Source organism: Gelidibacter maritimus (assembly GCF_014062315.1).
Lineage (GTDB): Bacteria > Bacteroidota > Bacteroidia > Flavobacteriales > Flavobacteriaceae > Gelidibacter > Gelidibacter maritimus.
Genome location: NZ_JACGLT010000011.1, coordinates 68,136 through 81,790 on the forward strand (window position 1 = coordinate 68,136; position 13,655 = coordinate 81,790).

The following is a 13,655-nucleotide window of genomic DNA, read 5'->3' on the forward strand; positions in this document are numbered from 1 at the left end:
ATAGTGTAATTTTATTCAAGTTTAGAAGATAAAAAATGAAACTTAAATCTGTTTTTTCCACAATTTTCCTTGTATTCCTTGCCTTTGGATGCAAAAATCAATCTAATGGGATTATTTTTCATAAGTCACATGAGGCTAAAAAACAAGACACGCCTTTTAGTGATGTGGTTGAAAGCAATGGCTTTCTCTTTTTGAGCGGTCAATTGGGACTGGATCACAAAACGCGTACCCTGGTTGAAGGTGGGATTGAGGCTGAAACGCGGCAGTGTATTGAGAATATCAAAGCGGTCCTGGAACATCACCAATCTTCTATGGGGCAGGTTGTGAAGTGTACCGTCATTTTAAAAAACATGGATGACTTTACGACATTCAATGCGATTTATAAAGAATACTTCCCTAATAAACCAGCGCGTACAACCTTTGCCGCAAGCGGATTGGCGCTCAATGCCAGTATAGAAATTGAGGTTATTGCTTCTAAGTAAAAACTTCTATTATCAGGTCTCTTAGTATTAACTTTATCAAGTATCTTTGCACGCTATGATAAAAAGTGAAAAACAGGAATTGATAGATCAGGGCCTTCTACTACCGTTGATGGAAGAATTTTACACCATTCAGGGTGAAGGCTTCCATAAAGGGACGGCTGCTTATTTTATAAGATTGGGCGGCTGCGATGTGGGCTGCCACTGGTGTGATGTCAAGGAAAGTTGGAATGCAGAACTACATCCACCAACTATGGCAGATGCTATTGTTGAAAACGCAATAAGATACAGCAAAACCATCGTCATTACCGGGGGAGAGCCTCTCATGTGGAATATGGCTCCCCTAACTTCCAAGCTAAAATCGGAAGGCTTACAGATACATATTGAAACTTCTGGAGCTTATGAGTTGACGGGTACTTGGGATTGGATATGTTTGTCGCCAAAAAAACTGAAACGCCCTACCCAAGCGGTTTATGATCAGGCCAATGAACTTAAAGTGATTGTTTATAATAAAGACGACTTCAGATTTGCCGAAGAGCAAGCGGCAAAAGTCAATAAAGATTGCATGCTGTTTTTACAGCCAGAGTGGAGCAAGCGCGACAAGGTAGTTCCGGAAATTGTGGATTATGTGATGGCAAATCCGAAGTGGAAAGTGTCTCTTCAAACCCATAAATATTTAAATATCCCATAAAAAAAAAGAGTTTAGGATTTCTAAACTCTCTTTTTATTTCATAACGATGGGTTAAAACGTAAAAGGAACCTTTACTCTTAACGTGCCCCAGCCCATATACATATATGCACCCGATTTTGATTCTTCAAAAGTTATTGAAAAGGCTTCCAGAATAGCTTTGCTTTGGGTTACGGGAACTTTAATTCGTGCCACATCGTTAGCTTCTTTATAGGTGTAAGCGCCCCAAACATTAATGTCAGAACTTAAGATAATGGTCCATTCTTCGTTCCCCGGAATCGTAAATAAAGAATAGGTGCCAGGCTTAATTTTGGTGCTTCCTAGTGTGACCGGTTTGTAGAATGTGATTTCCGTAGCTTCATTTGCACCTGTTCGCCAAACCTGGTGATTAGGCGTTAATTTCGCTACATCTCTTCCTTTTAATTGGGGTCTGCTATAAATGATTTTTATTGTCTTATCAGAAACTTTATAATTGCTGGGATAGGTGGCAGCATCCATTGGGCTAGGGTCTAAATCTGAGAATTTTTGTGCATTGGCGGTATAAGAAAATACTAAGACCAATGTAAATAATAGTGTTTTAATAACTGTTTTCATAGAATTTATTTTTAGGGTTAAATTTAAGATTTTTTATCTTAAACTTTTTATAAAAATAAACCCCTACTTAAGATTTACAATTGTTAAAAAAACCACACCGTTTAGAGTCGTCACGCTTGGGTATTTTAGTAATATAGGTTTTTTTAGTTATGAATTGTAATCATTTTGATATATATGGTTTCATAATTGAAATGATAGACCCATATTTGCCTAAGTTTTATAATAGAAAAAATAATAAATATAAAAGTATAAGATCATGTGTGGAATTGTATGTGCCTTTGATTTAAAACAGAAAGCGGAAGATTTACGTCCTCAATTGTTGGAAATGTCCAAAAGAATCCGTCATCGCGGACCAGACTGGGCGGGAATTTACAATAATGAGAAAGCGATTATGGTTCATGAGCGTTTGGCTATTGTTGATCCAGCCTCAGGAAAACAACCATTGTTGAGCGAAGATCAAAATCTCGTTTTGGCCACAAACGGAGAAATATATAACCATAGAGAATTAAGAAAGCAATTTCCCGACTATAAGTTTCAGACTGAAAGTGATTGTGAGGTTATTTTGGCCTTGTATAAAGAAAAGGGGTTTGATTTTATCGATGAGATGAATGGGATTTTTGGATTTGCCATTTACGATGTGGAAAAGGATGAGTATTTCATCGCTCGTGACCATATGGGCATTATTCCATTATATATAGGTTGGGATCAGAACGGTACTTTTTATGTAGCATCAGAGTTGAAAGCTTTGGAAGGTTACTGCACCAAGATTGAACTTTTTCCTCCAGGCCATTATATGTCCAGTAGAGATGGGAAATTCGTGCAATGGTACAAGCGTGATTGGACAGAGTATGATGCGGTAAAAGATAATGAGACCAGCATCAAGGCCATTAAAGAAGCGTTGGAGGCAGCTGTGCATAGGCAATTGATGAGCGACGTGCCTTATGGGGTGTTGCTTTCAGGTGGATTGGATTCTTCCATAACTTCCGCCGTTGCTAAGAAATATGCTGAAAGACGTATCGAATCTGACGATACTCAGACCGCTTGGTATCCGCAATTGCATAGCTTTTCGGTAGGGTTGGAAGGGTCGCCAGATTTGGCAGCCGCCCAGAAAGTGGCAGACCATATCGGGACGGTACACCACGAAATAAAATTCACTATCCAAGAAGGTTTGGATGCGCTCAGAGATGTAATTTATAAGCTTGAAACCTACGACGTAACCACCATTCGTGCCAGTACGCCTATGTATTTGATGGCGCGTGTTATTAAATCGATGGGTATTAAAATGGTGTTATCCGGTGAGGGTGCAGATGAGCTGTTTGGCGGTTACCTCTATTTCCATAAGGCACCAAATGCTAAAGAATTTCATGAAGAAACTGTTAGAAAACTGAGTAAACTTCACATGTACGATTGTTTGCGTGCCAACAAAAGTTTGGCGGCATGGGGCATTGAAGGCCGCGTACCGTTTTTGGATAAAGAATTTATGGATGTTGCCATGAGCATCAATCCACAAGACAAAATGATCAATGGCGAACGCATGGAAAAGTGGGTGGTCAGAAAAGCATTTGAAGATATGTTGCCAGAAAGTGTGGTTTGGAGACAGAAGGAACAGTTTAGTGATGGTGTGGGTTATAGTTGGATTGATACTTTAAAATTGTTGGTAAGCAATGAAGTGAGCGACGAGCAATTGGCAAATGCCAAGTACAAGTTTCCAATTCAGACTCCAACAAGCAAGGAAGAGTTTTATTACCGCTCCATTTTTGCAGAACATTTCCCAAGTGATGCTGCTGCGTTGAGCGTGCCGCAAGAAGCTTCTGTGGCGTGCAGTACAAAGGTTGCTTTAGAGTGGGATGAAAGTTTTAAGAATATGAACGACCCAAGTGGTAGAGCAGTAGCGAAAGTGCATTCAGATGCCTACGTAAAAGTGTAATTTGACTGAAATTTTTAATTTTTTAATTTCAAAATCCCGCCTTAGCGGGATTTTGTTGTTTTTGCTTTTTTATGGAGATGTTAAAGTTCATCAAAATCTATTTTAAGCACCTTTTTAGCCGTTTTAAGCGACTTTTGAGTAATTAACAAATGTTGATAAATTTAGCACATAATTGATGAATTGCTTTCAAAAAGCCTCCTGATTTCGTATCTTTGTGAGTATCCAAAAATGATGCGCAAGTATCATTTTTTTTATGAATTTTAATTAGCTGAAATTTAATTTTGAATGTTCTATGGTGTTGTTCTTCTTTGAGAATAGTTATCGAAAAGATGTTTTAAAAAGGGTAATTGAAATCTTGATAAAAAATATAAATAGTAATTAAGGATTATAATAGAGAATAAGTAATATAACATTATGAAAGAAGAATTTAATAAGGACAATTATTCTGCGGATAGCATACAGGCCCTGGAAGGGATGGAGCACGTTCGTTTGCGTCCGTCGATGTATATCGGTGATACGGGGACGCGAGGTCTGCACCATTTGGTTTATGAGGTAGTGGATAACTCCATTGATGAGGCCATGGCTGGGCATTGTGATAATATCACCGTAACTATCAATGAGGATAATTCCATTACTACCGAAGATGATGGTCGTGGTATTCCTGTAGATTTGCATAAAAAGGAAGGTGTATCAGCACTTGAGGTAGTTATGACCAAAATTGGAGCTGGTGGAAAATTTGACAAAGATTCCTACAAAGTCTCCGGTGGACTGCACGGTGTTGGGGTGAGTTGTGTCAACGCATTGTCTGAGCATTTAACCGCCACAGTTTATAGAAAAGGAGAAGTCTGGGAGCAGGAGTATGAAGCGGGGAAGCCATTATATCCGGTTAAAAAAATTGGGGAAACCGATAAAAGAGGAACAAAGGTTACCTTTAAGCCTGACCCTAAAATTTTTACCCATGTTATAGAGTATAGCTACGATACGCTTGCAAGCCGTATGAGAGAGCTCGCATTTCTTAATAAAGGAATTACCATTCATTTAATTGACAAACGTAATGTAAAAGAAGACGGTACTTTTGAAGGTGAGACGTTTCATTCAGAGGAAGGTCTGAAGGAATTTATCAAGTTTTTAGATGGGAATCGTGAGCCGTTGGTAAAAGAGGTCATCGCTTTTGAGGGCGAGAAAAATGGCGTGCCGGTTGAGGTGGCCATGATCTATAATACCAGCTACGCTGAAAACTTACATTCTTATGTAAACAATATTAATACCCACGAGGGCGGAACGCATTTGTCAGGATTTAGACGCGGTTTAACGCATACCCTTAAAAAGTATGCCGATGAGTCTGGATTGCTTAAAAACCTCAAATTTGAAATTGCGGGTGATGATTTTCGTGAAGGCTTAACGGCTATTATTTCAGTAAAGGTTCAGGAACCACAATTTGAAGGACAGACCAAGACCAAATTAGGAAACCGTGAAGTTTCTGCTTCGGTAAGTCAAGCAGTTTCTGAAATGTTGACCGACTATTTGGAAGAAAATCCGGAAGATGCAAAAGTTATTGTGCAAAAAGTGATTTTGGCAGCTCAAGCCCGTCATGCAGCGCAGAAGGCTCGCGAATTGGTCCAGCGTAAAACGGTTATGAGTATTGGAGGTTTACCCGGGAAATTAAGTGACTGTTCAGAGCAAGACCCGGCATTGTGCGAAGTGTTCTTAGTAGAGGGTGATTCGGCGGGTGGAACCGCAAAACAAGGTCGTGACCGAACATTCCAGGCCATATTGCCTTTAAGAGGTAAGATTCTGAATGTTGAGAAAGCAATGTCCCATCGTGTTTTTGAAAATGAAGAAATAAAAAACATTTATACGGCGTTAGGAGTTAGCATTGGAACGGAAGAAGATAGTAAAGCGCTGAATCTTTCAAAGCTGCGTTATCATAAAGTCGTCATTATGTGTGATGCTGATATTGACGGTAGTCATATTGCTACTTTAATTCTGACATTCTTCTTTAGATATATGAAAGAGTTGATAGAGAATGGTCACGTTTATATTGCAACACCGCCATTGTATTTGGTGAAAAAAGGCCAAAGAAAAGAATACGCTTGGAGTGATAAAGAACGCGATGAGATAGCTGAAGATTTTGGAGGAAGTGTTGGTATACAGCGTTACAAAGGTCTTGGAGAGATGAATGCAGAGCAACTGTGGGATACTACTATGAATCCAAAGTACCGTACCTTACGTCAAGTTCAAATTGACAATGGCGGAGAGGCTGATCGAATTTTCTCAATGTTGATGGGCGATGAAGTTCCACCACGTAGAGAGTTTATTGAGAAGAATGCGATTTATGCTAAAATTGATGCGTAAATAGTAGGGATTAAAATATATTAACTGAGAACACCCAAGATTGGGTGTTTTTTTTTGTTCATAGCATTGTTTAGTGCAAAATAAATAGAATTGTTTTAAGAGAATGAAGGAAAAGCGTAAGAGGAAATCGTACCCTTTCTTTATTAACAGCGATTTTATTCGTAATTTCGCAATCATTTTACACCCGAAGTTTCACATTAAATAACATATATAATTATGAAAATCACAGTAGTTGGAGCAGGTGCCGTTGGGGCAAGCTGCGCAGAGTATATCGCCATTAAAAATTTTGCAAGTGAAGTTGTTTTGTTGGATATTAAAGAAGGTTTTGCCGAAGGTAAAGCTATGGATTTAATGCAGACCGCTTCTTTAAACGGTTTCGACACCAAAATAACAGGAATCACTAATGATTATTCTGTAACTGCAAAAAGTGATGTTTGTGTCATTACTTCTGGAATTCCGCGTAAACCGGGAATGACTCGTGAAGAGTTGATTGGAATCAACGCCGGAATAGTTAAGGAAGTATCTTCAAGTTTAATTAAGCATTCTCCGGACACCATCATCATCGTGGTTAGTAACCCAATGGACACTATGACCTATTTGGTTCATAAATCAACCGACCTTCCAAAACACAGAATTATTGGTATGGGTGGTGCATTAGATTCTGCACGATTTAAATACCGATTGGCGGAAGCCTTAGAAGCACCAATTAGTGATGTTGACGGTATGGTGATTGGTGGCCACAGTGATACCGGAATGGTGCCATTAACACGATTGGCGACGCGTAACAGTGTGCCAGTAACAGAGTTTTTGAGTGAGGACAGATTAAGCCAAGTTTTGGAGGATACTAAGGTAGGTGGTGCTACACTTACGAAATTACTGGGTACTTCAGCGTGGTATGCGCCAGGTGCAGCTGTTAGTGGATTGGTTCAAGCCATTGCATGCGACCAAAAGAAAATGTTTCCATGTTCAGTATTGTTGGAAGGCGAATACGGATTGTACGATATTTGTATTGGAGCTCCAGTAATTTTAGGGCGTAACGGCATTGAGAAAATCGTTGAAATTGAATTGAACGATGCTGAAAAAGCACACATGCAAAAAAGTGCGGAAGGGGTTCGTAAAACCAACGACTTATTGTAAGGCGCTATAAACAATTGAAGTTACAAGGTTTTTTAAATTTTTGTACCTACAGTTAATAGTTGGCATTATTTTAGTTACTTGTAACAGAAATCATTTAAATTTAAAACAAACAATACTAATGAGAAAAATATTATTTATAGTAGCCGTAACCTTGAGTGCAACAATGTTCGCTCAAAAGCAGATTGACGAAGGCGTCATTATTTCAAAGCAAACCATGTCTAGTGATAATGAGCAAATGAATGCTCAGTTGGCCATGTTGGGTGATATGACGACAACTACCTATTTTAAGAATGACAAATCGCGTTCTGAACTAAGTAATCCAATGACTGGTAATACCGTTTTTATTGCAGACAACAATTCTAAAAAATCATTGGTATTAATGGATAATCCTATGATTGGTAAGAAGTATATGGAGTCTGATATTTCACCTTCAGAAGAGGATGCAAAAGGAATTTCTATTGAAAAAACCAATGAAACAAAAACGATTCTTGGTTACGAGTGTACAAAATACAATGTTACTATGAATAGAGATGGGGCCGATGTGCAGATGGAGGTATATGCTACTGATAAATTGAAAGCGATCTCTCAGCAAGCAACGACCTTTGGAAAGGAATTCTCTGGTTTTCCTATGTATATGAGTATGGCTATAAATCAACAGGGCATGAAAATGAATATGGTTATTGAGGTTACTGATGTTAAGGCTGAAAAAGTTGCTGATGAGAAGTTCAACATGACGCCGCCTGAAGGTTACTCGAAAACTGAAAACTTGCCTGGGATGTAGGGGTTGTTTTTATTAGAAATTATTAACTAAGACTGTAGAAATACAGTCTTTTTTTATATAAGACGTGTTTTCCCATAAGAAAAAACCGAAATAATTAGATGTTTAATCGATGATTTATAAGGTTTAACAGGCTATTTTTGGTTTTTTGTAATAAAATACTTTCATTAGTTCTTATTTATGTAAAATTTTTTAGTGAATAAGTTTAATTTAATGATCTTCCCGTTTTGAAGTATTTGAATTCAATAAACCACTATCGAGCCCTTTCGATCGTCATGATCGTTGCAATTCACGCGTATTCAGCGGCCGATTTAGTTCTTGATTCCTACACCAGTCGATTTTTATTCAATCTTGTCAGTGGTGCTACATTAAATTTTATTTTTATTTCCGGCTTCTTGTTTTATCTTGTTTTTTACGAAAAGTTTGAGTTTTTTAAATTTGTGAAAGGAAGGATAGACAGGTATTTAAAACCGTATCTGTTTTTATCTATTTTGCCCATAGCTATAAGCCTTCTTACAATGCCTATGTATTGGGATAATTCTATTATCATAGATTTTAATAAGGATACTATTGGAACTTGGCATTTTATATCTACTTTAAAATATTTGGTGTCGGGAGCTCATATTACCGCCTATTGGTATATCCCTTTTATAATGCTTATGGTGTTGCTTTCACCCCTATTTGTGGCATTTGTAAAACTCAACATAACTAAGCAATTAATTATATTTGGCATTTTTCTGACGGTCTCAATGCTGATCCATAGGCCTTTTGAAAGAGTCGAACTGTTTCAAGCGGTGCATTCCGTGTTTTATTTTACTTCCATTTACCTAATGGGAATAATTTGTGCTATTCACAGAACAAAAATTTATGAAGTTCTACACAAAAAGGAATTATATCTATTGAGTATAGTGCTGTTAATCGTTATTTGGCAGACTAATCAAGGTCATTTGGGATTATATAAAACCGAGTTTTTTGTTTATAATGGTATTGATTTAGTAGTAATCAAAATGGTGTTTTTTTGTTTATTCTTTATGATATGGCTGCACAGATTTGAACATGTTAAAAGTTATGTCATAAGTACGATAGCCGCGGCCAGTTTTACGATTTATTTTTTGCACGTTTATTTTCTAAAGGGAATAAATATTGTGAAAGACTACTTTAACCTGAGTTTCGAGAACTACCCCTTTATAGCGTATATACTACTCGTTATGACAATTATTTTTTTAAGCACCATTACTGCACGACTTCTTTATCGTCTCATACCCAATTATACACGCATCTTGATAGGATATAATAAAAGAGCAGCCAAAAATCCAAAATCAAAATGGACCAGAAAATTGATTTTCTCAAGAAAATGATGCCTAAAACATTCTGGTTTCCTCTTACATAAGTCTTTATTTTTTATATATTTGCGCGATTCCAACCATAAGTAAATTATGATTTCCAATACTTGGGTATAGAATTTAAATTATAATAATTGAAACTCTTTAAAGTCAATAAAATACAACCAAAATGGTTCATCAGTGCAGCACTACTTTTTGTTGCTGTATTGGGTGGTGTTTTGGGTCAGCAACAGCATACGGTTCCAAATCAGGAAATTGTGGTGCAGTTTGCGAACGAGAATATCACTTTAAATGAAGCGAAGCATACCATTACAATAGTTGAACAAGAACTCCACCGCATTGGTGTATCCCACATTCAGATTAGTGAACAGGAAGATGGTAAGTTGGTCATCAGTTATTATAGCGATACCACCGTTGAAGCGATTAAAAAATTGCTTTCTGAACAAAACGAACTTGCCCTGGGTTTTGATTCTTCTGATAATCAAGAAAACCCATTACAATTTCCTTCTCAAAAAGAGTTGATTGCCTATAATCTTGATGTTTACGAAATTCATGTGGGCCAAAATGCTTTTGCCGACGTTGGTGGGAAACATGCCTTGGAGCTAAAGACGAAACCATACCGTTTTGTAAATCACAACTTTTATATTCCTTCTTTTAACGCTTATACTGTAAGTTGTATCCACCCGTTAAAAACTAAACTTAGCTTTCAAAGGTATACTGCGCTTACAAAAGATTACCGATCTCATAAAATACCAGAAGTCAGGGCGGGACCTTTGTCTTAGGAGGTTAGAAGTTATTGCGTAATTATTAAAACTTCCCCTTATTCCATCAAAATTAAACAATGTGATGTGCGAACAATGCATTTCATTTCTACAAAGCTTCTTAAGCTATAAACAAAACATACATAATCGTAAAAAACAATTGTCAAATCGTCCGTAAACTCTATATTTGCGCGTTGAAAAAATTGACTTTTTAAAAATTTAAAATAATGCAAAACAAAGGATTAGTAAAGCTGTTTGCTGTGTTATTTGGGTTGGTAAGTATCTATCAGCTATCATTTACATTCAAAGCTAACCAAATTGAAAATCGTGCCGAAGAAATTGCAGCGCGTAAAACTGACAACCCTGATTTAAGGGCTGACTACGAAACCAATTATTTAGATTCTATAGCCAATCAAGAAGTTTTTAATCTTGGTATTGCTAACTATACCTATAATGAGGTAAGGGATAAAGCCATGAATTTGGGTCTTGACCTTAAGGGTGGAATCAACGTTATTCTTGAAATATCTGTAAAGGATATTTTGAAAGGTCTTGCAAACAATAGTAAAGATCCTGTGTTCAACAAGGCTTTAGACGATGCTTCTGAACTTCAAAAAACAAGTCAGAATGCCTATGTGGATGACTTTTTTATCGCTTTTGATAAAATAAAGGGCGATCAAAAATTAGCATCTCCTGATATTTTTGCCAATAGAACCTTAAGTGAGGAAATTACATTTGACATGTCAGATCGTGCGGTACAACCAATCATCAGACAAAAGGTAGATGAATCTATAATCTCTGCATTTGAGGTATTGCGTAAACGTATTGACAAATTTGGGGTGACTTCTCCAAACATTCAGCGTTTGGGAAACACTGGACGAATTCTTGTAGAGTTACCAGGTGCAAAGGATGTAGAACGAATCAAAAATCTATTACAAAGTACGGCTCAATTGGAGTTCTGGGATGTGTACAGAGGTGAGGAGTTTCTTCCATTCTTGGCACAGGCCAACGAAGTTTTAAAGCCATTGGTCAATAAAGATGCTAAAAGTGAAGTTGCTGATTCAGAAATTGTAACAGATACTATTGATGATGCAGATAGCAGAATTAAGGAACTGACCGGTGTTATTGATACTGATTCTACCGAAGTTGGTGAGAATCCAATTTTAGATTTATTGAGAGGTTATGGTGCTGGCGGTCCAGTTGTGGCCATCTTTGAGGCCAATGATAAGGATCTTGTTATGGAGTATCTGAACATGCCACAAGTACGTTCGTTATTGCCAACAGATCAGCGTTACGTGAAATTTGCATGGGGTATTCAAGCCAAAAACAGTGAATTTGTTGATTTATATGCCATTAAAGGAAATAGAGATAACACACCTGAATTAAGTGGTGCGGTTATTACAGATGCACGTCAAGCATACAACCAAAGAAACCAGCCTACGGTGAGCATGCAGATGAACAGTAAAGGTGCTAAAATCTGGGAAGAGATGACCGGAAGAGCCTATGCGCAACAAAGCCAGATTGCGATTGTTCTTGATGATATTGTGTATTCTGCTCCAGGTGTGACTACAGGTCCTATATCTGGTGGAAATTCTGAAATTTCAGGATCGTTTACACTGAACGAAGCTATTGACTTGGCAAACGTTTTAAGAGCTGGTAAATTACCGGCAAAAGCTGATATTGTTCAAGCTGATGAGGTTGGGGCATCCTTAGGACAAGAAGCTATTGAAAGTGGTACAACCTCTTTCTTAATCGCACTATCTTTGGTGTTGGTTTGGATGGTTGTCTATTACGGTAGAGGTGGATTATTTGCCGACATTGCCTTATTGTTGAACATCTTGTTGGTTTTTGGAGTCCTATCCGGATTGGGAGCTGTTTTAACACTTCCTGGTTTGGCTGGTATTGTATTGACCATTGGTATGTCAGTAGATGCGAACGTGATTATTTTTGAGCGTATCAAGGAAGAGCTGGCCAAAGGCAAAAGTAGGCGAGAAGCTGTAAAGGATGGGTTCAGCAATGCATTGTCATCAATTTTAGATGCCAACATTACCACCTTATTAACGGCTATTATCTTATTCGTATTTGGTACAGGTCCAATTAAGGGTTTCGCAACTACCTTAATTATTGGTATTGTGACTTCATTGTTCACGGCAATTTTCATTACAAGATTGTTGGTAGATTGGTATGTTGGTAAGGGTAAGGAATTGACCTTTACAACCGCAATCACCAAAGGGCTTTTCCAAAATATGAATATCAATTTCATCAGTAAAAGAAAAGTATCTTATGTAATATCGGCAATTGCTATTTTATTGAGTTTATTCTCATTGTTCACCAAAGGATTGGATCAAGGTATCGATTTTGTTGGAGGTAGAACATACCAAGTTCGTTTTGGCCAGGAGGTCAATCCTGAAGAAGTGAAAGCTGATGTTTTGGAGGCTTTTGGTAGCGCTGAGGTGAAAACGATTGGTAGTTCGCATCAATTAAAAATATCTACAAAATATTTGGTAGATGTCAATACCGCAGAAGCGGATGAGAAAGTACAATCTGAACTTTTCGAAACCTTAATCCCGTACCTTCCAAAAGGAATGACTTTTGAAGACTTTAAAGTAGGATCAGGTGATAAGAAGATAGGACAGATGTTCTCTAGTAAAGTGAGTCCTACCATTGCTGATGACATCAAAACGGAGTCGTTCTGGGCAGTCATCGGATCTTTGGTGGTTGTGTTCTTATATATCTTGTTAAGATTTAAAAGATGGCAATTCTCTCTTGGGGCAGTCGCGGCTGTATTCCATGATGTTATTATTGTATTGGGTATATTCTCATTTTTCTACACATTTATGCCATTCTCAATGGAAATTGACCAAGCGTTTATCGCGGCAATCTTAACTGTAATTGGTTACTCGTTGAACGATACGGTGATTATCTTTGATAGGGTAAGGGAAACCGTAATGGAGCGTGGTGGATTTGCAGGAGGGCGTAACATCAACTTTGCCATCAACAGCACGATTAGTAGAACCTTGAACACCTCGTTGACAACTTTGGTGGTGTTATTGGCGATATTTTTGCTAGGAGCTGACTCCTTGAGAGGTTTGCTGTTTGCGATTATTGTTGGTATTGTGGTAGGAACCTACTCATCTATTTTTATAGCAACCCCATTAATGTATGACACTTTGAAAAATAAAGGTGAAGTTATTGATGAGGATTCAAAAATATAAGATGCATATAAAATCTTTATAAATTAAAAATGCCGCTCCTTTAGCGGCATTTTTTATGTTCATAAGTGATCTTAACTGGAGCAGAACCCTAAGTAAGACTATTAATGATTAAGTGTTATCGGATGATGTGAGCAAGACATATTTGGCCTACAAAGTCTTACAGATGGAGCGGATAAACATCGTTAAGTAAGGTGTAAAACTGACACTGAATAATGCTCCAATAGCTTAATTAAAATAATAGAAAGCAGTTTACTATGGCTTTCTTTTAGTAGTTATAGGATGTCTAAATTATACTAAATACGAATCGGTTGGTTTAGGGGTGATTCGGTGTTGAATCTTTTATTTGGTTGTAAAGGGATGTAAATCTGTAAACTGCGTGAA

General features: G+C 37.5%; 10 protein-coding genes. 9 read left to right on the forward strand and 1 reads right to left on the reverse strand.

Annotation, left to right across the window (positions count from 1 at the left end):
- Positions 1–35 precede the first annotated feature (35 nt).
- Entirely contained in the window at positions 36–482 is a 447-nt protein-coding gene (locus H3Z82_RS13655) for a RidA family protein (protein WP_182206065.1), read from the forward strand.
- Positions 483–537: 55 nt separating this feature from the next.
- Positions 538–1,170 carry a 7-carboxy-7-deazaguanine synthase QueE gene (locus H3Z82_RS13660; RefSeq protein WP_182206066.1) on the forward strand — a complete coding sequence of 211 codons (633 nt, stop codon included), beginning with the start codon at positions 538–540 and terminating at the stop codon, positions 1,168–1,170.
- A 51-nt stretch (positions 1,171–1,221) separates the two neighbouring features.
- Here the strand turns inward: H3Z82_RS13660 and H3Z82_RS13665 are convergent, their stop codons facing one another.
- Positions 1,222–1,761, reverse strand: coding sequence for a DUF2911 domain-containing protein (locus H3Z82_RS13665; RefSeq protein ID WP_182206067.1), 540 nt, complete (start codon positions 1,759–1,761; stop codon positions 1,222–1,224).
- A gap of 256 nt (positions 1,762–2,017) precedes the next feature.
- Here H3Z82_RS13665 and asnB point away from each other — a divergent pair, with 256 nt between their 5' ends.
- From asnB to secDF, 7 genes are all read left to right on the forward strand, one after another.
- Complete coding sequence (gene asnB / locus H3Z82_RS13670) at positions 2,018–3,688, forward strand: asparagine synthase B (protein WP_182206068.1); 1,671 nt, start codon at positions 2,018–2,020, stop codon at positions 3,686–3,688.
- A gap of 414 nt (positions 3,689–4,102) precedes the next feature.
- The gene (gene gyrB / locus H3Z82_RS13675; protein WP_182206069.1) at positions 4,103–6,043 is read left to right on the forward strand and encodes a DNA topoisomerase (ATP-hydrolyzing) subunit B; all 1,941 of its coding nucleotides are present in this window, start codon (positions 4,103–4,105) and stop codon (positions 6,041–6,043) included.
- 216 nt (positions 6,044–6,259) lie between these two features.
- Complete coding sequence (gene mdh, locus H3Z82_RS13680; RefSeq protein WP_182206070.1) at positions 6,260–7,180, forward strand: malate dehydrogenase; 921 nt, start codon at positions 6,260–6,262, stop codon at positions 7,178–7,180.
- 118 nt (positions 7,181–7,298) lie between these two features.
- A complete protein-coding gene (locus tag H3Z82_RS13685) occupies positions 7,299–7,961 on the forward strand; it encodes a DUF4412 domain-containing protein (protein ID WP_182206071.1) in 663 nt (220 codons plus the stop codon).
- 233 nt (positions 7,962–8,194) lie between these two features.
- Positions 8,195–9,316, forward strand: a complete 1,122-nt coding sequence (locus H3Z82_RS13690) for an acyltransferase family protein (protein WP_262890700.1) — start codon at positions 8,195–8,197, stop codon at positions 9,314–9,316.
- 119 nt (positions 9,317–9,435) lie between these two features.
- On the forward strand, positions 9,436–10,083 hold the full coding sequence (locus H3Z82_RS13695) for a hypothetical protein (RefSeq protein ID WP_182206073.1): 648 nt from the start codon (positions 9,436–9,438) through the stop codon (positions 10,081–10,083).
- 206 nt (positions 10,084–10,289) lie between these two features.
- Positions 10,290–13,274: a protein translocase subunit SecDF gene (gene secDF, locus H3Z82_RS13700; RefSeq protein WP_182206074.1), complete on the forward strand. Its 2,985-nt coding sequence runs from the start codon at positions 10,290–10,292 to the stop codon at positions 13,272–13,274.
- Positions 13,275–13,655 lie beyond the last annotated feature (381 nt).

Excerpts from the sequence above, each read along its gene's own strand:
- H3Z82_RS13655 (WP_182206065.1), top strand. The coding sequence starts at position 36 with ATGAAACTTAAATCTGTTTTTTCCACAATTTTCCTTGTATTCCTTGCC.
- H3Z82_RS13660 (WP_182206066.1), top strand. The coding sequence starts at position 538 with ATGATAAAAAGTGAAAAACAGGAATTGATAGATCAGGGCCTTCTACTA.
- H3Z82_RS13665 (WP_182206067.1), bottom strand. The coding sequence starts at position 1,761 with ATGAAAACAGTTATTAAAACACTATTATTTACATTGGTCTTAGTATTT.
- asnB (WP_182206068.1), top strand. The coding sequence starts at position 2,018 with ATGTGTGGAATTGTATGTGCCTTTGATTTAAAACAGAAAGCGGAAGAT.
- gyrB (WP_182206069.1), top strand. The coding sequence starts at position 4,103 with ATGAAAGAAGAATTTAATAAGGACAATTATTCTGCGGATAGCATACAG.
- mdh (WP_182206070.1), top strand. The coding sequence starts at position 6,260 with ATGAAAATCACAGTAGTTGGAGCAGGTGCCGTTGGGGCAAGCTGCGCA.
- H3Z82_RS13685 (WP_182206071.1), top strand. The coding sequence starts at position 7,299 with ATGAGAAAAATATTATTTATAGTAGCCGTAACCTTGAGTGCAACAATG.
- secDF (WP_182206074.1), top strand. The coding sequence starts at position 10,290 with ATGCAAAACAAAGGATTAGTAAAGCTGTTTGCTGTGTTATTTGGGTTG.